Origin of the sequence: Longimycelium tulufanense (assembly GCF_014645795.1) — a bacterium.
Classification (GTDB): domain Bacteria; phylum Actinomycetota; class Actinomycetes; order Mycobacteriales; family Pseudonocardiaceae; genus Longimycelium; species Longimycelium tulufanense.
Genome location: NZ_BMMK01000009.1, coordinates 1 through 22441, shown reverse-complemented (window position 1 = coordinate 22441; position 22441 = coordinate 1). Strand labels below are relative to the sequence as shown.

The following is a 22441-nucleotide window of genomic DNA, read 5'->3' as shown; positions in this document are numbered from 1 at the left end:
GCGGGTTCTGCGAACTCGTGCCAACCCACCCGCACCCCCCGCGCGGACCTGCGCGGTCGTCGCTCGGATCCGCACGACCACCCGTTGCCGACGCGGCGGAACGCCCGCCGCCGGATACAGCCTTGAATGAGGTGCCCGCCCGGTGAGCACGCTGCAGTTCAAGCGGTCGCCGCGCCTGGCCGCCCCGCGTCCCCCGGGCGGCGAGGTCCACCTGGAGCCACCGCCCGAGGTGCCCCGCGTCATCCCCGGCAACATCGTGATGAAGCTGTTGCCGGTCGTGATGATCGTGGCGTCCATCGGAATGATGGTCTTCATGTTCATGGCGGGCAGGAACCCGATGTCCCTCATGTTCGGGGGCATGTTCCTGATCTCGACCATCGGCATGATGGCCGGCGGCATGGGCCGTGGCGGGGGCCAGAAGAAGGCCGAGATGAACGAGGACCGCAAGGACTACCTGCGGTACCTCGGCCAGATGCGGGAACGTGCCCGGGAGGCTGCCGAGGAGCAGCGCACCGAGCGCGAGTGGACCCACCCCGACCAGCAGATGTTCTGGTCGCTGGCGGGCGGGCGCCGGATGTGGGAGCGCCGCACCGGCGACTCGGACTTCTGCCACCTGCGGGTGGGGCGCGGCTCGCAGCGGCTGGCCACCCGGCTGGTGCCGCCGCAGACCGGCCCGGTCGACGAGCTGGAGCCGATCGCCACGCTGGCGCTGCGCCGCTTCGTCCGCGCGCACTCGATCGTGCCGAACCTGCCGGTCGCCATCTCGCTGCGCGGCTTCGCCGCGGTCTCGCTGCTCGGCGACAAGGAGCGGACCCGCCCGCTGGCTCGCGCCATGCTCGCCGAGCTCGCCACCTTCCACACCCCCGATGACGTGCTGATCTGCATCGTCAGCCAGGGTCCCGCCCGCCGCGAGTGGGAGTGGGCCAAGTGGCTGCCGCACGTGCAGCACCCGCGGCACGTCGACGCCCTCGGCCAGGTGCGGATGATGTTCGGCTCGCTGGCCGAGGTGGAAGCCGCGCTCGACGAGGAGCTGCGGGACCGGCAGCGGTTCAGCCGCAACGCCCCGGCCTCCTCCGACCAGGCGCACGTCGTGGTCGTGATCGACGACGGCGACGTGACCCGTGAGGAACGCCTCATCCTGGAGGAGGGCCTGGTCGGCGTCACCCTGCTCGACCTGTCCGAGTCCCTGGGCAACCTGGCCGCCCGGCGCGGCCTGCGCATCGTGGTCGAACCGGACCGGCTGGGCGCGCGCACCGCGGCCGGCGTGGAGTGGTTCGGCCGGCCCGACTCGCTCAGCCTGGCCGAGGTGGAGGCGCTGGCGCGCAAGCTGTCGCCGTACCGGATGGTGAGCAGCCAGGGCGACGTCAGCGACGAGCAGCCGCTGCTCAACTCCAACGTCGGCCTGTTCGAGCTGCTCGGCCTGGGCGACCCGATGACCTTCGACATCGCGCAGGCGTGGCGCCCCAAGCCGATCAGCGACAAGTACAAGGTCGCCTTCGGCGTCGGCGAGTACGGCCAGCCGGTCGAGCTGGACATCAAGGAGGCGGCGGTCGGCGGCATGGGCCCGCACGGCCTGTGCATCGGCGCGACCGGTTCCGGCAAGTCGGAGTTCCTGCGCACCCTGGTACTGGCCATGATGGCCACGCACTCCTCGTCCCACCTCAACTTCGTGCTGGTGGACTTCAAGGGTGGTGCGACGTTCCTCGGCCTGGAGGGCGCGCCGCACGTGTCCGCGGTCATCACCAACCTCGGCGAGGACCTCACCCTGGTCGACCGGATGCAGGACGCGTTGGCCGGCGAGATGAACCGCCGCCAGGAGGAACTGGCCAAGGGCAAGTTCAAGAACGTCTGGGACTACGAGAAGGCCCGGGAGAACGGCGCCGACCTGCCGCCGATGCCGGCGTTGTTCATCGTCATCGACGAGTTCTCCGAGCTGCTGTCGGCCAAGCCGGACTTCATCGACCTGTTCGTCGCGATCGGACGGTTGGGCCGGTCGCTGCAGATCCACCTGCTGCTGGCCTCGCAGCGGCTCGAAGAGGGCAAGCTGCGCGGCCTGGACACCCACCTGTCCTACCGGATCGGCCTGAAGACGTTCTCACCCGCCGAGTCGCGCGCGGTGCTGGGTGTGCCGGATGCCTACGACCTGCCGCCGATTCCGGGCTCGGGCTACCTGAAGATCCAGGGTGAGCCGATGACCCAGTTCAAGGCGTGCTACGTGTCCGGGCCGTACCGGCCGCCGGGCCTGCAGCCGGTGCAGACCGGTGCTCCGGTGCGCGGCGACCGGCGGCCGCGGCCGTTCGTGCCCGAGTTCGTGCCGATTCCCAAGGAGCCGGAGCGGCCGAAGGTCGAGGAGAAGAAGCCGGCGAAGAAGGAGAGCGGTACCGAGCAGACCGAGCTCGACCTCGTGGTGCGCCGCACGATCGGGCAGGGGCCGCGGGCCCACCAGGTGTGGCTGCCGCCGCTGGACCTGCCCGACACCCTCGACCTGCTGCTGCCCCCGCTGGCGCAGACCGAGCGTGGCCTGTGCCCGCCGGACTACCCGCACAACGGCCAGCTGATCGTGCCGGTCGGGGTGGTGGACAAGCCCTACGAGCAGAAACGCGACGTGCTCTGGGCCGACGTGTCCGGTGGCGCCGGCCACATGGCGGTGGTGGGTGGTCCGCAGTCGGGCAAGTCGATGCTGTTGCGGACAATGATCATGTCGATGGCACTGACCCACACTCCGCAGGAAGCGCAGTTCTACTGCCTGGACTTCGGTGGTGGGTCACTGGCCACGGTCGCGGACCTGCCGCACGTCGGCGCGGTGGCCGGCAAGCTCGACCCGGACCTGGTGCGGCGCACCATCGCCGAGCTCAACGCGCTGATGGGCGAACGCGAACAGCGGTTCCGCCAGCTCGGGATCGACTCGATGAACGCCTTCCGGCACCGCAGGCGCCGTGGCGAGATCACCGATGACCCGTTCGGCGACGTGTTCCTGGTGATCGACGGATGGCTGGCGTTCAAGCAGGAGTTCGACATGCTGGAGCAGCAGGTCGTCACGCTGGCCACCTCCGGTCTGTCCTACGGGGTGCACGTGGTGATCTCGGCCAACCGGTGGGCCGAGATTCGCCCCGCCCTCAAGGACATGCTCGGCACCCGATTCGAGCTGCGGCTGGGTGACCACACCGAGTCCGATGTGGACCGTCGGGTGGCGGTCAACGTGCCGCAGAACCGCCCCGGTCGCGGCCTGTCGCGGGAAAAGCTGCACTTCCTGACGGCGTTGCCGCGTATTGACAGTGCCCGGGTCAACGAGCTGCAGAACGAGGCTGACCGGCGGGTGATGCTCATCGACCGGGTCGGTGAGGGCATCGCCGAAAGCGTGCAGAGGGTTGCCGCCGCGTGGCGTGGGCCGGGCGCACCCCCGGTGCGGCTGCTGCCAGCGGTGCTGCCATACGAGCAGATGCCCAGCCCGCAGCAGCAGCCGGCGCCCCACCTCATCCCGATCGGTGTCAACGAGGACCAGCTGGCGCCGGTGTACCTGGATTTCGCCGCCGAGCCGCACTTCATGGGCTTCGCCGAGACCGAGGCCGGCAAGACCGGTGTGCTGCGCGCCATCGCCCGCGGCATCGTCAACCGGTACACCCCGCAGCAGGCGCGGATCATCCTGGTGGACTACCGGCGCAGCATGCTCGGTTTCATCGACAGCGAGCACCTGCTGGCCTACGCCGCCTCCTCCCAGCAGCTGCAGGGCATCATCGGCGACGTCCGCACCGCGATGTCCAAGCGGCTGCCGGGCCCGGACGTCACCCAGGAACAACTGAAGAACCGTTCCTGGTGGTCCGGTCCGGAGTTGTTCCTGTTGGTCGACGACTACGACCTGGCTGCGCCGTCGTCGACCAACAACCCCCTGGCGGTGCTCTCGGAGTTCCTCCCGCAGGCCCGCGACATCGGTCTGCACGTGGTGGTCATGCGCAACTCCGGTGGTGCCAGCCGCGCGGTGTTCAGCGACCCGATCATCGCCAAGCTCAAGGAACAGGCCGCACCCGGCATCGTCATGAGCGGCAACAAGGACGACGGCGTGCTCGTGGGCAACGTCAAGCCCTCGCCGATGCCGCCGGGCCGTGGCACGCTCGTCAGCCGCAAGACCGGCCAGCAACTCGTCCAGGTCGCCTGGATCCAACCCGAATAGGTGGCGCCGGGTGGGCGGGACGCCGGTCGCGTCCTGCCCACCCGCGGCGCGGAGGGATGAGCGGTGACACTGCACGTCGCGATCGACTTCGGTACCTCGAGCACGTGCACCGCACTGTCCATGCCGGACGGTTCGGGCGCGCTCGGCCCGGAGCCGCAGGTGGTCGTGGTCGACGGGCAACCGCTCGTGCCGTCCGCGGTGTACGCCGCGCCGGACGGCACGCTGTTCGTCGGGCACGAGGCCGAGCGGCAGGCCGCGGTCGACCCGTCCCGCTACGAGCCGCACCCCAAGCGCCGCGTCGACGAGGGCGACCTGCTGCTGGCTACCACCGTGCTGCCGGTGCTGGACGCCATCCGCGCCGTGCTCTCCCGCGCCGTCGGCGAGGCGCGACGCGTGGCGGCGGGTGCCCCGGTCGATCTGCTGGTGCTGACCCACCCGGCCGACTGGGGCGCGGTGCGCACCAAGATCCTGCGCCAGGCGGCCGCCGGCCTGGCCGCCGAGGTCGCCCTGGTGCCCGAACCCGTTGCGGCCGCGGTGTTCCACTCCGCCGGGCACGGGATGGCCGACGGTGCCGCGCTGGCCGTGCTGGACCTGGGTGGCGGCACCGTCGACGCCAGCGTGGTGCGGCGGCAACGCAGTCCCGCCCCGCACCACCCCGGACGGGTCGGCGGCTTCGAGGTCTTGGCCACCAGGGGCGACCCCACCTTCGGCGGGGCCGACGTGGACCAGGCGTTGCTGGAGCACGTCGGTGCCCTGGTGGCCGGCACCGAACCCGAGGCGTGGCAGCGGCTCGTCGAGGGCCGGGAACTGGCGGACCGGCGACGCCGCCGGGTGCTGCGGCAGGACGTGCGGGGCGCCAAGGAGACGCTGTCCCGGCACACCTACACCGATGTCCCGCTGCCACCACCGTTCCCGGACGCCCACGTCACCCGCGTCGACCTGGAGGGACTGGTCGCGGGCCCGCTGGGGCGCGCCGTGGACCTGGTCGTCGCCACGGTGCGCGAGGCCGGCCTGAGCCCACCGCAACTCGCCGGGGTCTTCCTGGTCGGCGGATCGAGCCGGATCCCACTGGTGTCCCGGCTGGTGCACGAGCGCACCGGGCTCGTTCCGATCACGCTGGACCAGCCGGAGACGGTGGTGGCACGCGGCGCGCTGCGCGCGGTGACCAGAGATCCGGACCGTACCGCCGCGATCGCCCCACCCCCACCCGTCCAGCCGGGCCCACCCGCTCCACGCCCGCCGGCCTTCACCCCGTCGACCGGGATTCCGGCCACGCCGCCACCGGTTCCGCCGTCCGGGATGGGCATGCCGAGCCCGACGCTTCCGCCTCCGGCGCGGCAGAAGAAGTCACGCGCGCCCTTCGTCTTCGGTGGGGTGGTGCTGGCATTGGCACTCGTCGGCGGGGCGATCGCGATCGCGTTCAGGTCCGGTGGCGAGGAGCCGCGCGCGAACGCGGCCACCAAGGAGATCAAGCAGTACGACTACTCCTTCACCTATCCCGGCGACTGGGAGCAGAACGGCGGCGACGCCAACCTCCGGAAGGTGTTGGTGAAGCCGCACGACGCCGCCGCGGACACCGACGTGATCGCGGTGCAGGAGTTCAAGCTCACATACGACAGCGACGCCGACCGCAGGCGTGCCCTCGACGAGCTGCGCGGCAAGTACCAGCAGGCCGGGCCCGGCTTCACGGGGTTCCAGGAGAAGGCCAGCTTCGCCGGCCGCGACGTCGTCTACTACCGGCAGCAGCGCGAGGGGACCACAGTGGACTGGTACGTGCTGTTCCAGGGCGACGCGCAGGTTTCCGTCGGCTGCCAGTACACCCCGGCGGGCCAGGGACGCGTTGCCGCCGCGTGCGACACGGTCGTGCGCACCCTGAAGATCAGCTAGCCGCGTCCGTCGTCGGTGCCGCGAAACGAGGCAACCGGCTGATGCGCCGGCTTTCCGCCCGTGCCGACCGACCGGGTGCGCCGGTCGGAACCGGTAACCCCGTCCGAGACCACGCGGGACCGCCTGCGCACCACCGCCGTTGGGTTCCGCACCGTGCGCGGGTGCTCGTCGAAGCGCTCCCGAACTCCCCGGAACTGGTCGCCGGACATTTCCGTGCGCAAAAGAATGAGCCTTGCCCGCAGAACGCGACGGACCGTCGCACAACTGCCCGAACGGCCCCTCACACCGGCGATGACGAGGACTTTTCCTAGGAGCGAATCCTCCACTGAATCGCGGTTCCCCGGCCCCGCCGTTCACACCCGCAACCACTTGCGGCAAACCTGGCTCCGGGAGGGAACCGAACCTGGCAACCTCTGCGTCGCAAGGTCGTCCGATCACGAGGACGAGACGGCACCGACGAAGACTTAGGGGGCCCACGAGATGGCCGGTTCCTACACCACCGACTCGGCGACGATGCAGCAGGCCGGGAACGACATCGCCAACACCAACCAGGAGATCCAGGGTCTGCTCTCCAACCTCCGTGGCCAGATCGAGCCGCTGCAGTCCGCCTGGAAGGGCCAGGCCGCCACGGCCTTCCACAACCTGATGGAGCGGTGGAACACCGACGCCAAGAAGCTGAACGACGCGCTGATGGCGATCTCCGAGATGATGGGCGCCTCGGCCAAGAGCTACGTCCAGCAGGAGGAGGAGCAGTCCCAGTCGATGAACAGCATCCTGGGTGCCCTGGGCGGCTGAGCCCGCGGTCCGGCAACCCCGTTCATCCATCCCGCGCGTAGCGCACCCAGCTTGAGCACGAGAGAGGCGATCCCATGGAGATCCTGGTCACCTTTGGTGAGCTCCAGGCCGGTCAGCAGAACGTCACCAGCGGCGCGCAGAAGATCCAGAGCACGCTGGACGACCTGAAGCAGCGCATCCAGCCGGTGGTGTCCACCTGGCAGGGCGAGGCCGCCGAGGCCTACAACCACCACCAGCAGCAGTGGGACCAGGCCGCGGCCGACCTGCAGCAGGTGCTGGCCCAGATCGGCGTCGCCCTCGGCCACGCCGCCGAGAACTACCAGCAGGCCGAGCGGGCCAACACCTCCCGCTGGGGCTGAACCGACCGGCTGTCGACCGGCCGGGCCGACCAGCTACCGTTGGTCCCCGGAGCCGCCCGGCTCCGGGGACCACGCCTGTTCGGGTGGGCCTCCCGCGGCCGGCCGCCGGCCCGGACCACCCCCGTTTTGACCCTGTCCGAGTGGAGCGGGTATCTTCTTCTGCTGTTGTGCGGTGTGCGGCACGTGGCCGTTGCATACCTCAGCCCGCGAGGTGACCGCCGCGACAACTTCCCGACGCGAGTGACGACGAGGTAGATCCGTGCGCACGTACAGCCCGAAGCCCGGCGACGTCCAGCGCGCCTGGCATGTCATCGACGCACAGGACGTGGTGCTCGGCCGGCTTGCCACCGAGGCCGCCACGCTGCTGCGCGGCAAGCACAAGCCGACCTTCGCGCCGCACATGGACATGGGTGACTTCGTCGTCATCATCAACGCCGACAAGGTCGCCCTCACCGGCAAGAAGCGCGACCAGGAGTTCGTGTACCGCCACAGCGGTCACCCGGGCGGTCTGAAGAAGCGCTCCTTCGGCGAGATGCTCGACAAGCATCCGGAGAAGCTGGTCGAGAAGACCGTCAAGGGCATGCTGCCGAAGAACAAGTTGGGCCGCGCCATGGCCAAGAAGCTCAAGGTCTACGCCGGGGCCGAGCATCCGCACCAGGCCCAGCAGCCGAAGCCCTTCGAGATCACCAAGGTCGCCCAGTGACCGACGCACCCGAGGACCAGAGCGTGACCACTCCTGAGACCGAGACCTACGCCGAGGAGATCCCGGCGCCGGTCGCCATCGTCGACAACAAGCCCGTGCAGACCGTGGGCCGCCGCAAGGAGGCCATCGTCCGGGTCCGCATCGTTCCGGGTAGCGGCAAGTTCACCCTGAACGGCAAGCCGCTGGAGACCTACTTCCCGAGCAAGGTCCACCAGCAGCTGGTCCGCGAGCCGCTGGTGACCGTGGAGAAGGCCGAGTCCTTCGACGTGATCGCCAACCTCAAGGGCGGCGGCATCTCCGGCCAGGCCGGGGCGCTGCGGCTGGCCGTCGCCCGCGCCCTGGTGGCCGCGGACGAGGACGACCGCCCGGCGCTGAAGAAGGCCGGGTTCCTCACCCGGGACGCCCGGGCCAAGGAACGCAAGAAGTACGGCCTCAAGAAGGCCCGCAAGGCGCCGCAGTACAGCAAGCGCTGACGCCTGCGGACCGGCGAGGACAACCTGCGGGAGCAGTCATCCGTCTCATCGGGTGCTGCTCCCGCAGCTGCGTTTGGTGGACGTTTTCTTCTCCTGTGAATCTTTCCTGCTGAACCTTTCCGGCGAGCGTCTCGCTTCCTAGGAGGTCCTCGAGCCCATGGCGCGTCTGTTCGGCACCGACGGGGTGCGTGGCCTGGCCAACGCTGACCTGACCCCCGAGCTGGCCCTGTCGGTGGCCAGCGCGGCCGCCCGGGTGCTGGGCGAGCACGACCGCAGTCACCGCCCGGTCGCGGTGGTCGGCCGCGACCCGCGCGCCAGCGGCGAGCTGCTGGAGGCCGCGGTGACCGCGGGCCTGGCCGCGGCCGGGGCCGACGTGCTGCGGGTCGGGATCCTGCCCACCCCGGCGGTGGCCCACCTGGTGGGCCAGCTCGAGGCCGACCTGGGCGTGATGATCTCGGCCTCGCACAACCCGATGCCGGACAACGGGATCAAGCTGTTCGCCACCGGCGGGCACAAGCTGCCGGACGCGGTGGAGGACGAGATCGAGTCGCGGCTGGGCGACACCGCCGGCCGGCCGACCGGCGCCGGCGTGGGCCGGGTGCGCGACGTTACGGACGCGGGGCGGCGCTACGTCGACCACCTGCTGGTGGCCACCCCGCAGCCGCTGGACGGGCTGAAGGTGGTCGTCGACTGCGCGAACGGGGCCGCCTCCGTGGTGGCGCCGGAGGCGTACCGGCGGGCGGGCGCCGAGGTGATCGCGCTGCACGCCGAGCCGGACGGGATCAACATCAACCACGGCTGTGGGTCGACGCACGTCGAGGGGCTGCGGGCGGCCGTGGTGGAGCACGGCGCCGACCTCGGTGTGGCGCACGACGGCGACGCCGACCGGTGCCTGGCCGTGGATTCGGCCGGGGAGCTGGTGGACGGCGACCAGATCATGGCCGTGCTGGCGCTGGCCATGAAGGAGGCCGGCGAGCTGGCCCAGGACACCCTCGTGGCCACCGTGATGAGCAACCTCGGCCTGCACCTGGCGATGAAGGAGCACGGGGTCGGCGTGCGCACCACGGCGGTCGGCGACCGGTACGTGCTCGAGGAGCTGCGCACCGGCGGCTTCTCGCTCGGTGGTGAGCAGTCCGGGCACGTGGTGCTGCCGGCGCACGCCACGACCGGGGACGGCCTGCTCACGGCGCTGCGGCTGATGGCGCGGGTGGCTTCGACCGGCAAGCCGCTGGCCGACCTGGCCGGGGTGATGCGGCGGCTGCCGCAGGTGCTGGTGAACGTGCCGGTGACCGACAAGCGTGCGGTGGTGCGGGCCCCGTCGGTGACCGAGGCGGTGGCCGCGGTCGAGGCGGAGCTGGCCGGCAAGGGCCGGGTTCTGTTGCGGCCGTCCGGCACCGAGCAGCTGGTCCGGGTGATGGTCGAGGCCCCCACACAGGATGCGGCCGAGGCCGTTGCCCATCGCCTGGCCGGCGTGGTCTCCTCGGTGTGCTGAGGACACCGGAGGGGACATCTGTGGGGCCTGTTGGAGCGTGGGAGTTGCTCATCCTTCTCTTCCTGCTGGCGTTGGTCGGCGTCGTCGTTCTTGGAGTCGTGCTGCTCGTGCGGGCGAACCGACGCCGGCAGGTCCAGCCGCCGGGCGCATGGCCTCAGCAGCAGTTCGGCCCGCAGCCCGGCGGCCCACCCCCGGGCCAGGGAGTGCCGCCCGGCTACCCGCCGCAGCCGGGCCCCGGCGTCTACCCACCGAACTACGGACAACCGCCCCAGGGCTACGGGCCGCTCCCCGGTCAGGTGCCCCCACCGCCCCCTCCGCAGGGACCACCGCAGCAGTGAGCGTTGCCCGGGGCGGGTGTGACCCGGGCGCATTCGCTTCACCTTTGCAAGCTTCTGTCGGATTTTCCTGCCCGTGACCGTTGTTCTCGGCCACGCTGGGGAACCAGCGCAGGGAGAACCCGCGTCGTAGCACCGTGCGCGCTGGGGGGAAGCTGCGCAGCCGAGCTTCTGTGGAGGGGAGAGCCCACGGTGGGTGGATACGGGACCAACACCGGCGAGATGGTCGCCACGGCCAGCACCATCAAGGGACTGGCGCAGACCGTGCGGGACCTCAAGAACAAGGTCTCGTCCACGGCGGTCACCGCGCAGAACTTCGGCCGGGCGCACATCGGCCCCGGCGGACAGTACCCGCCCGCGCTGCAGAAGATCGCGACCATGATCGAGCAACACGCGGCGGCGATGGACGACTTCGCCGGCCGGCTGGAGGGCTCCAGGGGCGGCTACGAGTTCGCTGAGTCGAGCAACACGGCGACCGTGCGCAAGGCAGGGGGCAACTGATGGCCGACGTGCCGTCCTGGGACGACATCAAGAAGGTCCTGGACAGTCCTGATGTTCCCGCAGACCAGAAGAAGGCACTTGTTCTCGCATGCGTCAGTGCCGACGACTGGTCGATGTTCGGCAACAGCGACGAGGTCGAGAGATACGCCAATCAGTACGACGTCGGTTACTGGGGCGGTCAGTGGCAGCAGTTCAAGGACATCATCGGCGATGACGACCGTGACGAGCGGCTGAAGAACGCCTACTCCATTGCCAAGAAGTCCGCGGACAAGGGCGCGGAAGCGAACAGGCAGCACCAGGAGGAGGTCTCCCAGGGCAAGGCCGCCCTGGAGGACTCCGACCGTAGGTCGGCCGACGGGAGCGCCGGGGCGAAGAACTCCGACGAGCTGCTGGATGTCGGCAAGCCCGGACTGCGCTACTTCGACAACTTCCTTCCGCTGTACGAGAAGATTCCGGGGTACCTGAAGAATCCACCGAAGGATGCGGGAAACCTCGGTAAGGACTATGTCCACCAGCGCTACGACGAGCAGCGCGGGATCGACTTCACCAGGTTCGACCATGACGCCAACGAGCTGAGCCAGGCCGCCTCCACCGCCCGCCAGCAGCACACGGACATGGCTAACAAGTTGAGCGGTCTGTGGGGACACTGGACGGGTGGGGCGTCCGAGAAGGCGCAGGAGTTCTTCGCCGACTTCGCGAAGAAGGTCGACAAGCACATCCAGAACATGAACGACTCGGCGGGAGCTATCCGGGTCGCCACACACGCCGTGGCCCAGCAGATCCGTACCAAGGCACGGTGGATGCTCGACAGCATCAAGGAGGTCAACACCGTCGGGGGCAAGAGTGCCGCGCAGATCGCCGACATCATCGAGGCCGCCAAGGGCAACACCGACGATGCGCTCGTGCGTCGTGTGTGCGGGTACTTCGGTATTGAGATCGATGACGGGTGCGGTGACGACGACACCTATAAGAACAAGGTCGGCCAGAAGGCGTCGGAGTGGACCGAAACAGTCTTCGCCGCCGATGTGGAGGGCAAGTACAAGGGTTTCTACGAGACGTGTGAGGCCACCAAGAAGGCCGTGGACGAGTCGTGGAACGGGATGAACAAGATCGTCGGTAGTGACGAGAACCCGTTCACCAGCCAGGGAGAGGGCGGCGGCAGCGAGCCCAGGCCCGCAGGCGACGACAAGGGCAGCGGTGGTCAGCAGGGCGGCACCGGGAATGTTCCCGGCGCCGGTACCGGTGGTGGTGCCGGCGGTGGGGGAGCCGGTGGCGGCGTCGGTGGAGGAGGTGCCGGCGGTGGCGTTCCGAACATGCCGAAGTTCGAGACCCCCAAGCCTCCGGAGGCGCTCAAGCCGGAGGACCTGGTCGGCAAGCCCGAGGAGTTCATGCCGAAGCCCGGGGAGCAGCCGTCGGGAATGGTGGGCCTGGTCGATCCCGTCAAGCAGGAGGGCGTCACCATCGACGACCACGGCCGCAGGATCACCGTCAGCAGCCCGGACGGCCAGGGCGGCGTGAAGATCACGGTCGAGGGTCCGGACGGCAAGCCCAAGACCTACGACATCGACTTCGGCCCCGGCGGGCAGAGCGGCACCGACCCGCTCGGTCTCGGCCAGCGCTCCGGTGACCAGCTGGCCCGCTCGATGGACCTGCGTCCGGAAGACGCGCTACAGCCCGGTGCGCCGCCGATGCCGTATCCCGCCCCGGAGAGTGGTTCCGCTGGGATCGGAGTTCCCGGTGCGATGCCGCAGGGCGATGTCGAGCAGATACTCCGCCCCGGCCCGGACGGCAAGGCCTTGATCGAGGACGGTGGCATGACCATCACCGCCGAGCATCCACCCGGCCAGCCGGACCGGCTCACCGTCACCGTGGACGCCGGCGACGGCAGCCAGCCGACCAAGTACGCGCTCGACTTCGACGAGACCGGCGAGGGCCGGCCGAGTGCGACCACCGGCCCGCAGAGCCACGGCCCCACCGGTGGGCCGGTCCTCGGCGTGGCCGGGTCCGGTGAGCGACTGGGCCCGCAGCCCGGTCGGGAGTTCGCGCCACAGACCGAGGAACCGGTCGCGCGACCCACCTACGCGGCGCCGGAGGACTTCCGCCCCCAGCAGCCTTACCCGCAGTACGACGTCGGTGTCGCACATCCGCAGGGCGACCCGCGGGTGACTCCGGCCGCTGCCGCCTGGCAGCAGGGGCCGGTGCCACCCACTCCGCCGCATCAGGGCGGTTGGCAGCCGGCTGGGCCCGGCGGGGACGTTCCGCCGCAACCTGCGCACCCGCAGGCCGGTGGCCCAGCGCCGACCACTCCCGCAGCGACGAACCCCGCACCAGCGGGCTTCCCGAGCGCTCCGGACTACGGGTACGGCTCCTCCGATTACGGCACGGGTGGCCACCCAACCGGCCACGGAAACCCCGGTGGTGGCTATGGATCCGTGGGCTACGGCCCCGGGGGTTACTCCGAGATGCCGGGCAGCCCCTGGTCCCAGCGCGGTCCGGATCCGGCCGGCGCACCCGGCGGACTGGCCAGCACCAGTGCCCCGCAGGCGGGTGAGGCCGGGGGAGCCGGGCTCGCCGCGATGCCGGACCACCAGGCTCCCGCGGGCGGCGCGGGGCACGGTGGCCAGGCCGGGATGACGGGCGGCGGCATGCCGATGATGGGTGGCATGGCCGGCGCCGGGGGCCAGAACAGCGAGCAGGAACGCGGCGGGAACCGCTGGAACACGCCGGGACAGCTGTTCAGCGACGAGGAGCAGAGCGCCGTGCACCGGATGCGCGGCGTCCTCGGCGAGGACAACCGTGACAAGTAGCGCGGCAACGGGGTGGGGAGGCAAGCCCGATGGAAGGTGAGGCCGTTGTCGCGCTCCGCCGGCAGCTCGACGGGATCAGCCGTGAGCAGGCGGATCGGTTGGAGCTGGCCGCGCGGCGGGTCGCGGAGACCGAGAAGCAGACGGCGGAGCGGAACACCGAGTTCAGCCAGAAGGCGTTGCGGCTGGCCGAGCGGGTGCGGGCGGACGCCATGGCACGAAATCCCATGACGCCCAAGAAGAAGCCGGACACGCTCGCGCTGGGGCAGGTGGAGGAGGACGAAGAGGAGAACAGGCACTTCTCTTATCCGGTACCGCCGCGGGCCGAACAAGTGGCTCCGGCTGAACCGCCATCGGCCAGTCCACCGTGGAGCGCGCCCGCTGCTCAGGCCGGGCCGCAACGGAGTGCTCGGCCGGCCGCGCGTCGGCCGATGCCCGGCGACGACGATGACGAGGACTTCTCGCAGCAAAGTTGGCTGCACTGAGCCGGAAGTGTTCTGGGCCCGTGGAACCCGCCTTGATCCACGGGCCCAGAGCCTTCTTCACCACTGCTGCGGGGGTCCTTGCCGCCAACCGGATCCGGGCGCGTTCATCCCGGGCGGGGTCGCCGGCCCCGGCGGGTAGCCGGGTCCCGCCGGTGGAAACGGATACGGGTGTTGCTGGGCAGAGCCAGGGGAACCGGTCGACCGCACCTGGGGGAGCAAGGCGAGCGTAATGACGACCACGGCCAGCAGGATCCACAGGACCACCCACATATTGAAGTGGTAACCCACCTTGACCGGTTGGTCCCGGAACACGAAGAAGATCTCCGACAGTAGACCGGCTCCGCCGCCGGCCACCGTGAGCATCCAACCCGCTGGCTTACGAATGAGGAGCACCACAACTCCGGCGACGAGCAACAGCGCGCCAAGTGCGGCGGACGACGATCTCACGATGTAGAGCGCCTTGGTCGCCCCCGCGTTGCGGTCCGGATATTTGCCCAGCGCGTCAGCAGTCTCGGCGAAGTCGTTTAAGCCGATGAAACCCTTGATCCCCAGATAACCCCACCACAGGGCCGCGACGACGGCGACTGCCACCGTCACCCACACCAAGGGGCTCGGCCGGCTCGCACCCGGACCTGGCGGCGGCCCGAAGCCTGGCTGCGGCGGGGGAAAGCCTGGCTGCACGGGTTGTCCGTACGGCTGCCCGAAAGGTGTCGGTTGCCAGCCGGGCGGGGGTCCAGAAGCGCCGGGATTCATACCTCGAACCGTAACGGCAACCCAGGTGGCGAATGGGTGGAACGGCGGGATCCCCGTCGCTCTCCCGAAGATAACGATCAGCGGACGCAGCTGGTAGTGGGGGCGCCGCGGGTGAAGTCGATGGGGCAGCCGCGGATGTCCTCTTCCAGCAGGGCGTCGTAGTCCCGGACGCCGGACAACGTGCGAAGGAAGAACGCGGTGAGTAGCCCCCGCGTCAACCGGTGCACAACCCGCTGCGGCTTTCCGTCCAACAGCAGGTCGGTGAAATGCCGGCCCTCGGTGAAGCCGAGGTGCGTGGCCTTGCCGATGGTGCGCAGCTGGGTCGGGCCGGCCCAGGCGTGCGCCAGTGGCTCGGCGTGCCCGGCGGATGGCGCGATCCGGTCCTCCCCGCCAGCGATGTGCAGCCCCGGCATCCGGCACCGCCGCGCCGCGTCCAGCGCCGACGGACGGGCCTCCGAGGGGGCCAGCGTCGCCACCCCCCGCACCCGCTCGTCCACGGCCGCCGCCAGCACCGCGCAGCCACCCCCGAACGAGTGACCGGCCATGCCGAGCCGTTTCGGGTCGACGCTGATCTCACCCTCACCCAGCCGCACGTTCACGCACACGTCCAGCGCGGTGCTCAGGTCGGTGGCGAACATCCGGTGCGAGGGCAGCGGCCCCCGGTACGTCGACGGCGCGGCGACCACGAACCCCCAGGACGCCAGGTGGCGCAGCAGGCCGCGGTACCGCTGCGGCGGCTGCAGCCAGCCGTGACCGAACGCGACGGCGGGCAGACCCAGCCCCGACCGCGGGGTGAGCACCAGCCCGGGAAGGCCGACGAGCCCGAGGTCGCCGTGCAACACCGTGTGCGGTCCGGGCCGGCTCAGCTCGTCGAGCGCCTTCTTGGCAGTCCGCGCCATGCTTGCCGAAGGTAGTCGATCGCGCACCGTGGCACCCCGGTGACGGGGGAGGACCCCCAACCGGCGGATGGCTACTCTGTCCGACGTGTGTGGGATCGTGGGTTACGTAGGGCACCGGTCCGCCCTCGAGGTTGTCCTCGAGGGCCTACGCAGGTTGGAGTACCGGGGCTACGACTCGGCCGGCGTCGCCGTCCTGGACGGTTCCGGCAGCCTGGCCGTCGAGCGCAAGGCCGGCAAGCTGGCCAACCTGGAGACGCGGCTGGACGAGGTCGGCCGGGACCGGTTCGCCGGTACCGCGGGCATGGGACACACCCGGTGGGCCACCCACGGCGCGCCCAACGACCCCAACGCCCACCCGCACCGCGACGCCACCGGCCGGGTGGCCGTGGTGCACAACGGCATCATCGAGAACTTCGCCCAGCTGCGCGCCGAGCTGGAGGCCGCGGGCGTCGAGTTCGCCAGCCAGACCGACACCGAGGCCGCCGCGCACCTCGTCGGCCGCGCCTACGCCGGCCAGGACGACTCGGGCACCGCCGGCGACCTGGCGGCCAGCGTGCACGCCGTGGCCCGCCGCCTGGAGGGCGCCTTCACCCTGGTCGTCACGCACGCCGACCATCCCGACATGGTGGTGGCGGCCCGCCGGTCCTCGCCGCTGGTCGTCGGCGTGGGTGACGGCGAGCACTTCCTGGCCTCCGACGTGGCCGCGTTCATCGAGCACACCCGGGACGCGGTCGAGCTGGGCCAGGACCAGGTCGTGGTCATTACCCGCGAGGGCTATGCGGTGACGACCTTCGCCGGTGAGCCGGCGCGGGGCAAGCCGTTTCGGGTCGACTGGGACCTGTCGGCCGCCGAGAAGGGCGGCCACGAGTACTTCATGCTCAAGGAGATCGAGGAGCAGCCCACCGCGCTGGCCAACACCCTGCGCGGGCACTTCCGGGACGGCCGCATCGTGCTCGACGAGCAGCGGCTGGACACCCAGGACCTGCGCGACATCGACAAGGTCTTCGTGGTCGCCTGCGGCTCGGCCTACCACTCCGGCCTGGTCGCCAAGTACGCCATCGAGCACTGGTGCCGGCTGCCCGTCGAGGTGGAGCTGGCCAGCGAGTTCCGCTACCGCGACCCGGTGCTGGACCGGGACACCCTGGTGGTGGCGGTGAGCCAGTCCGGTGAGACCGCCGACACCCTGGAGGCCGTCCGGCACGCCCGCGAGCAGAAGGCCCGCGTGCTGGCGGTGTGCAACACCAACGGCGCGCAGATCCCGCGCGAGTCCGACGCCGTGCTCTACACCCACGCCGGCCCGGAGATCGGCGTCGCCTCCACCAAGGCGTTCCTCGCCCAGATCGCGGCCAACTATCTGGTCGGCCTGGCCATCGCGGGCGCCCGCGGCACCAAGTACCCCGACGAGGTCAGCCGGGAGTTCGCCGAGCTGGAGGCCATGCCGGAGGCGGTGGAGCAGGTGCTGTCCACCGTCGGGCACGTGCGCGAGCTGGCGCAGGGGCTGGCCGACTCCAAGGCGGTGCTGTTCCTCGGCCGGCACGTGGGCTTCCCGGTGGCACTGGAGGGCGCGCTCAAGCTCAAGGAGCTCGCCTACATGCACGCCGAGGGCTTCGCCGCCGGTGAGCTCAAGCACGGCCCGATCGCGTTGATCGAGGACAACCTGCCGGTCGTGGTGATCATGCCCTCACCGAAGGGCCGCGCGGTGCTGCACGCCAAGCTGCTGTCCAACATCCAGGAGATCAAGGCGCGGGGCGCCCGCACCATCGTGATCGCCGAGGAGGGCGACGAGACGGTGCGGCCGTTCGCCGACCACCTCGTCGAGGTGCCGGCGGTGCCGACCCTGCTGCAGCCGCTGGTGTCGACCGTGCCGCTGCAGGTGTTCGCCGCCGAGGTGGCCCGCTGCCGCGGCTACGACGTGGACAAGCCGCGCAACCTCGCCAAGTCCGTCACTGTCGAGTGATCCCGGCCCCGCTCGTCGCGCGCCGGAAGGTGACCTTGGCTACGTATGAACTCCAGGTCACCTTCGGCGTTTCGGGCGAGGGGAGGACCCGGATGGCGGCGACGAAGGAAGCCCCCGGTAACCGGCCGGCGGCCCGGCTCGTGAGCAACGTGCTGGGGCCCGAGGTGTGGGTGGCGCTGCTGCCGCTCGCGGTGGCCTGGGAGGCGACCGGGCAACGGATCGGCCCGACACTGGGCTGGGGGCTGTGGATCGTGCTCTTCGCCGTGGCGGTCCCGATGCTGGTCATGGTGCAGGGCGCACGACAGGGCCAGTGGCGGGGTCGCTATGTCGACAACCGCGAAGGCCGGCTGGTGCCGTACCTGGCGTGCATCCTGTCCGTCTTCCTCGGCCTGGTCGGCCTGTGGGTCGGCGACGCGCCGTCGGATCTTGTCGCCTTCGTCGTGGCGATGCTGCTGTCGCTGGTGCTGTTCCTGTACATCACGGTCGCCTGGCGGTGGAAGATCTCGCTGCACGCGGCGGTCGCCACCGGGGCGAGTGCGGCCCTGGTCGTGGCCTACGGCCCCTGGGCACTGGCCGTCGCACCGCTGGCGGCGTGCGCGGCCTGGTCGCGCGTGGCTCTGGGCAAGCACACGGTTGGCCAGGTCCTCGCTGGGGCAGTGGTCAGCGTGGTGTTCGGCGGTTGCCTGTTCTGGGCCGTACAGGCATGGCTCGCCTGACTCGCCTCACCGTGATCGTGGTCATGCGCGCGGCGGGGCGGCAGGATGGCTCGACATGAAGGGCGTGTGGACGGTCGAGCGCGTGCGGGCGGCGGAACGGCGGGTCTTCGAGCGGACCCCGGAGGCCACGTTGATGCGCCGGGCCGCGTTCGCGGTCGGGGTGCGGTCTGCGGAACTGCTCACCGAGCACACCGGCGCTGTCTCGGGACGCCGGGTGGCGTTGCTAGTCGGGGCTGGCAACAACGGAGGCGACGCGCTGTGGGCCGGCGTCTTCCTGCTGCACCGTGGGGTGGCCGTCACCGCGGCGTTGCTGGCGCCCGAGCGCACACACGCGGAAGGGCTGGTGGCCTTCCGGCGCGCTGGCGGGCGGATCGTGCGCGTGCCCGAGGACACGGAGGCGGCACACGTCGCGGTGTCGACCGCGGACCTGGTGATCGACGGGATCGTCGGCCTGTCCGGACGCGGGCCGCTGCGGCCGCCGGCGGCCGAGCTGGTGAACCTGGTCACCGGGCCGCTGGTGGCGGTCGACGTGCCCAGCGGGGTGGACCCGGACACCGGGGCGGTGGCGGGGCCGGCGGTGAACGCCGACGTGACGGTGACCTTCGGCGGGCGCAAACCCGGGCACGTGCTCGCCGACGGTGCGGTGTGCTCCGGCGCGGTGCACGTGGTCGACATCGGCCTGGGTGACGAGCTGGGCGAGCCGGACCTGGTGCTGCTGGACGCCGCCGACATGGGGGCGCTGTGGCCGGTCCCGGGGCCGGAGGACGACAAGTACACGCAGGGCGTGGTGGGGGTGGCCGCGGGCTCGGAGACCTACCCGGGGGCCGCCGTGCTCGCCACCGGTGCGGCCGTGCTGGCCACCTCCGGGATGGTGCGGTACGCCGGGCCGGCCGCTGACGCGGTGCGTACCCGGTGGCCCGAGGTGATCGCGACCGGCTCGATCAATGACGCGGGCCGGGTACAGGCATGGGTCGTCGGGCCCGGGCTCGGCACGGGCGCGGCCGGGCGTGAGGTGCTCGCGACCGTGCTCGAAAAGGGAGTTCCGGTGTGCGCGGACGCGGATGCGATCAACCTGCTCGCCGCCGAGACCGCGCTGTGGGACGCACGCGAGCCGGACACCCCGCTCGTGCTCACCCCGCACGACCGCGAGTTCGCCCGGCTGGCCGGGGACGTGGGCGACGACCGGGTCGCGGCGGCACGGCGGGCCGCCGAGCGAACCAACTGTGTGGTCCTGCTCAAGGGGCACAGCACGGTGGTGGCGGCCCCGGACGGCCGCGTGCTGGTCAATCGCGCCCGGGGCGCCTGGCCGGCGACGGCGGGTTCCGGCGACGTGCTGTCGGGGCTGATCGGGGCGCTGCTGGCGTCGGGTGTGGAGCCGTGGTTGGCAGCCGGCTGCGCGGCCGGGGTGCACGAGCTGGCGGGGGATGTCGCCGCGGACGGTGCGCCCATCGGCGCGTCGGCCCTGCTGGCGGCGGTCCCGGACGCGGTGCGGATGGTCCGCGCCGCCGCGGCCGCCTCGGCGTGAGCCGGTGGCAGGGCCGCGGGTGGGTCACTTCCGTTGCGCGAGCTGGAAGGCGATCGAGCCGTCGGCCGTGGTGCGCTGGGCGACCACGACGAACTGCCCCGACCTCTCCCGCAGTCGCAGGTACTCGGCCGCGGAGAACTTGAGGCAGTAGTTGGTGACGAAAAGGCCGGGCTCGCCGGTGGGGACGCCGACGATGCGTTCCGCCGTCACCGCCGCCATCAGCGGCGAGTCCAGCTCGGGTAGCTCGAGCGGGACGAGGAAGACGCAGTATTCGGACTCGACGTCCGGACGGCTCCGGTGGAGCGTGATCTCGGAGAACTTCCGCATCAGGTCGGTGCGGTAGAAGTCGAAGACGGGACTCCAGCCGCTGGGGGAAAGCAGCTGCATCTCGGAAAGGAAGAGGTCGCCGGGCCGCAGGATGTCGTCCAGTAGGCGGGCCACCGCGGTCGGGTGTTCGTTGCCCTCGGCGAAACCCAGCATTGTCACCAGGTTCCGGGTACCGGGCAGTCGGTAATCCGTTCGGGCGAGATCGGAGAACAACGTCTGCTGGTAGTGGATGCGTCCGGCCGGGAGCAGGGTGGCCAGCTCCCGTTCCATCGTTTCCCGGGACGCCGGATTGATGTCGACGCCGGTGTAGCGGCGCAGGTCCACACCCTCGGCGCGGAGACTGCGCAGGATGAACGTGGTCTTGCTCGGTTCCGGCCCCAACTCGGTGTACTGGAGGGGCTCGGCACCGGCAACGGCGCGCAGGTCGGCCACGATGAGGCGTAACGCCTGTACCAGCGGCAGGCGCGCGTGCCCGGTGTTGCCCAGATCCGGGCTGCCCAGGCCCACCCGGTTCAGCTCCCACATCAGGTGAAAGACCTGTTCCAGCTGGGCGTTGACCCGCTCCGGGGCCAAATTGTCGTAATATTTCTCCACGTTTTCCGAAACGATGATCTCCGGCTCGGGGATACCCGAATATCGGGATACCGCGCGGCGAACGTGGTCGATGAGACCGGCGGTCGGGGTGTCGAGCTCGCCGGTTGCCGGATAACTCACTGCTGCACTCCCGGGCGGCCGCTGGAGATGGCAGGGGTGGTGATGTCCGGGCCGGTGTCTCCCGACGGACGCCCTCGGGTTACCGGCGGTGTCGGCCCGATATCTCCGTATGGGTACGGTAATCGCTCGACCGCGAGAGTATGGTGGGGTGCCGACCATGTCAATCTTGGAATGATGTCCGAATTCTTTCGGAGATATGTTCGGAAGTGGAGTCGGGCCGCCAGTTCGTGGAAAAAGGTGCTCTGAATGGGGGAGTGGTGTCGCCCGGTCGTCTGATTCCGCCCGGCGTGCTGATGATTGCGGTCAGCTATGGGCTCGCCCGCTACACGTACGGCCTCTTCGTCCCCGGGATCCGCGCCGAGCTCGATCTGTCCACCCGTGTGCTCGGGCTGATCGCCAGCGGGTCCTATGCCAGCTTCCTCCTCGCCAGTGCCGTCACCGCGGTGATCGCGGCGCGGACCGGGCCGCGATTGCCCGTGGTCATCGGCGCCGTGACGGCCGCGGGCGGCATGTTGCTCATCGGGTTGTCGCACAGCACCGAACTGCTGGCGCTCGGCGTCATCCTGGCCGGTGCGAGCCCCGGCTGGGCATACACCCCGTTCTCCGACGCGGTGGTGCGGCTCGTTCCCAGGAAGGCGCAGGACCGGACATACGCGATCATCAACTCCGGTACGGGTTTCGGTGTGCTCGTCGCCGGGCCGGTGGCGCTCTGGATGGGGACGCAGTGGCGTTCGGCCTGGATCGTCTTCGCGGTGCTCGCCCTGGCCGCCGCCTTGTGGAACGGCCTGTTACTGCCGTCCGGCGCCCACCGGTCGGAGGACCCGGCGGGCGGTGCGGCCGTGCCGAAGCTGCGGTGGAGCTGGCTGGTCGGGAAGAAGTCGGTCCGGCTGTTCGCCGTGGCCGTGGTGCTCGGGATCTCCACCTCCGCCTATTGGACGTTCGCCGTCGACGCGATCACGCGGGCCCAGGGAACCGGTGGCGGCGACACCGCCACGCTCGGCCCGCTGTTCTGGACCGTTGTCGGTGTCGCGGGGATCGGCGGGGCCGTGGCCGGCGATGCCGTGCAGCGTCTGGGCCTGCACATCTCGCTCGCCGCAACGGTGTTCGCCATCGCCGTGGCCATCGCGTTGCTGGCCGCGCTGCCGACCAGCTGGCCCGCGGTGATCTGCTCGGCCGTGCTGTTCGGGATCGCGTTCATCGCGGTGACCGGCATCCTCGGTGTCTGGAGCATCGCGGTGTTCCGGGACCGGCCCTCGGCCGGGTTCGGCACCACGTTCTTCCTGATCTCGCTGGGCCAGTTCGTGGGGCCGTCGCTGTTCGCGGTGATCGCTGGCGCCACCAGCCTGCGAACGGCGTTCACCTGGGCCGCTGTGATCACCCTCGCCGTGCTTGTCGTGCGGCCCGGTGCGCTCCCCAGCCCCCCGCCGTCCAGCACGGCCGCGGTGGGGTCGGGAGGGCGTTCGGGGCACGGTGCCGGCTAGACGAGTAATTCCGAAGTCGGGGTGGTCCCTGGAGACAGGCGAAGGGTGTCCAAGATCGGGTTGTGAC

18 protein-coding genes are annotated in these 22441 nt (G+C 70.6%); 15 read left to right on the top strand and 3 right to left on the bottom strand.

Annotated elements, in window-relative coordinates; translation table 11 throughout:
* Positions 1 to 142 precede the first annotated feature (142 nt).
* The 11 genes from eccCa (at position 143) to IEY55_RS11180 (ending at position 14002) form a co-directional block, all read left to right on the top strand.
* Positions 143 to 4168 (top strand): type VII secretion protein EccCa, encoded by a 4026-nt coding sequence (eccCa, locus tag IEY55_RS11230; RefSeq protein ID WP_189056810.1) that lies wholly within the window; start codon positions 143 to 145, stop codon positions 4166 to 4168.
* Between the two features lie 63 nt (positions 4169 to 4231).
* Positions 4232 to 6055 (top strand): type VII secretion-associated protein, encoded by a 1824-nt coding sequence (locus IEY55_RS11225; RefSeq protein WP_229686271.1) that lies wholly within the window; start codon positions 4232 to 4234, stop codon positions 6053 to 6055.
* 480 nt (positions 6056 to 6535) lie between these two features.
* On the top strand, positions 6536 to 6850 hold the full coding sequence (locus IEY55_RS11220) for a WXG100 family type VII secretion target (RefSeq protein ID WP_189056808.1): 315 nt from the start codon (positions 6536 to 6538) through the stop codon (positions 6848 to 6850).
* A 74-nt stretch (positions 6851 to 6924) separates the two neighbouring features.
* Positions 6925 to 7209, top strand: a complete 285-nt coding sequence (locus IEY55_RS11215) for a WXG100 family type VII secretion target (protein WP_189056807.1) — start codon at positions 6925 to 6927, stop codon at positions 7207 to 7209.
* Between the two features lie 259 nt (positions 7210 to 7468).
* The gene (gene rplM / locus IEY55_RS11210; protein ID WP_189056805.1) at positions 7469 to 7912 is read left to right on the top strand and encodes a 50S ribosomal protein L13; all 444 of its coding nucleotides are present in this window, start codon (positions 7469 to 7471) and stop codon (positions 7910 to 7912) included.
* A gap of 59 nt (positions 7913 to 7971) precedes the next feature.
* Positions 7972 to 8385 carry a 30S ribosomal protein S9 gene (gene rpsI, locus IEY55_RS11205; RefSeq protein WP_229686293.1) on the top strand — a complete coding sequence of 138 codons (414 nt, stop codon included), beginning with the start codon at positions 7972 to 7974 and terminating at the stop codon, positions 8383 to 8385.
* Positions 8386 to 8542: 157 nt separating this feature from the next.
* Positions 8543 to 9877 (top strand): phosphoglucosamine mutase, encoded by a 1335-nt coding sequence (gene glmM / locus IEY55_RS11200; protein WP_189056801.1) that lies wholly within the window; start codon positions 8543 to 8545, stop codon positions 9875 to 9877.
* 20 nt (positions 9878 to 9897) lie between these two features.
* On the top strand, positions 9898 to 10215 hold the full coding sequence (locus IEY55_RS11195) for a hypothetical protein (protein ID WP_189056799.1): 318 nt from the start codon (positions 9898 to 9900) through the stop codon (positions 10213 to 10215).
* A gap of 189 nt (positions 10216 to 10404) precedes the next feature.
* A complete protein-coding gene (locus tag IEY55_RS11190) occupies positions 10405 to 10713 on the top strand; it encodes a hypothetical protein (protein ID WP_189056797.1) in 309 nt (102 codons plus the stop codon).
* The gene (locus tag IEY55_RS11185) at positions 10713 to 13520 is read left to right on the top strand and encodes a WXG100 family type VII secretion target (protein WP_189056795.1); all 2808 of its coding nucleotides are present in this window, start codon (positions 10713 to 10715) and stop codon (positions 13518 to 13520) included. The genes IEY55_RS11190 and IEY55_RS11185 overlap by 1 nt, the downstream gene beginning before the upstream one ends.
* Before the next feature lie 29 nt (positions 13521 to 13549).
* The gene (locus tag IEY55_RS11180; RefSeq protein ID WP_189056793.1) at positions 13550 to 14002 is read left to right on the top strand and encodes a hypothetical protein; all 453 of its coding nucleotides are present in this window, start codon (positions 13550 to 13552) and stop codon (positions 14000 to 14002) included.
* 57 nt (positions 14003 to 14059) lie between these two features.
* Here the strand turns inward: IEY55_RS11180 and IEY55_RS11175 are convergent, their stop codons facing one another.
* Positions 14060 to 14599 carry a hypothetical protein gene (locus IEY55_RS11175; RefSeq protein ID WP_189056791.1) on the bottom strand — a complete coding sequence of 180 codons (540 nt, stop codon included), beginning with the start codon at positions 14597 to 14599 and terminating at the stop codon, positions 14060 to 14062.
* 233 nt (positions 14600 to 14832) lie between these two features.
* Entirely contained in the window at positions 14833 to 15654 is an 822-nt protein-coding gene (locus tag IEY55_RS11170; protein WP_189056789.1) for a dienelactone hydrolase family protein, read from the bottom strand.
* An 85-nt stretch (positions 15655 to 15739) separates the two neighbouring features.
* Here IEY55_RS11170 and glmS point away from each other — a divergent pair, with 85 nt between their 5' ends.
* The 3 genes from glmS (at position 15740) to IEY55_RS11155 (ending at position 19852) form a co-directional block, all read left to right on the top strand.
* Positions 15740 to 17611 carry a glutamine--fructose-6-phosphate transaminase (isomerizing) gene (gene glmS, locus IEY55_RS11165; protein ID WP_189057111.1) on the top strand — a complete coding sequence of 624 codons (1872 nt, stop codon included), beginning with the start codon at positions 15740 to 15742 and terminating at the stop codon, positions 17609 to 17611.
* Positions 17612 to 17703: 92 nt separating this feature from the next.
* On the top strand, positions 17704 to 18327 hold the full coding sequence (locus IEY55_RS11160) for a hypothetical protein (RefSeq protein WP_189056787.1): 624 nt from the start codon (positions 17704 to 17706) through the stop codon (positions 18325 to 18327).
* Positions 18328 to 18382: 55 nt separating this feature from the next.
* The gene (locus tag IEY55_RS11155) at positions 18383 to 19852 is read left to right on the top strand and encodes an NAD(P)H-hydrate dehydratase (RefSeq protein ID WP_189056785.1); all 1470 of its coding nucleotides are present in this window, start codon (positions 18383 to 18385) and stop codon (positions 19850 to 19852) included.
* Positions 19853 to 19876: 24 nt separating this feature from the next.
* On the opposite strand, the gene IEY55_RS11150 is transcribed toward IEY55_RS11155, so the two are convergent.
* Positions 19877 to 20893: a class I SAM-dependent methyltransferase gene (locus tag IEY55_RS11150; protein ID WP_189056783.1), complete on the bottom strand. Its 1017-nt coding sequence runs from the start codon at positions 20891 to 20893 to the stop codon at positions 19877 to 19879.
* Positions 20894 to 21150: 257 nt separating this feature from the next.
* Here IEY55_RS11150 and IEY55_RS11145 point away from each other — a divergent pair, with 257 nt between their 5' ends.
* A complete protein-coding gene (locus IEY55_RS11145; protein ID WP_189056781.1) occupies positions 21151 to 22374 on the top strand; it encodes an MFS transporter in 1224 nt (407 codons plus the stop codon).
* Positions 22375 to 22441 lie beyond the last annotated feature (67 nt).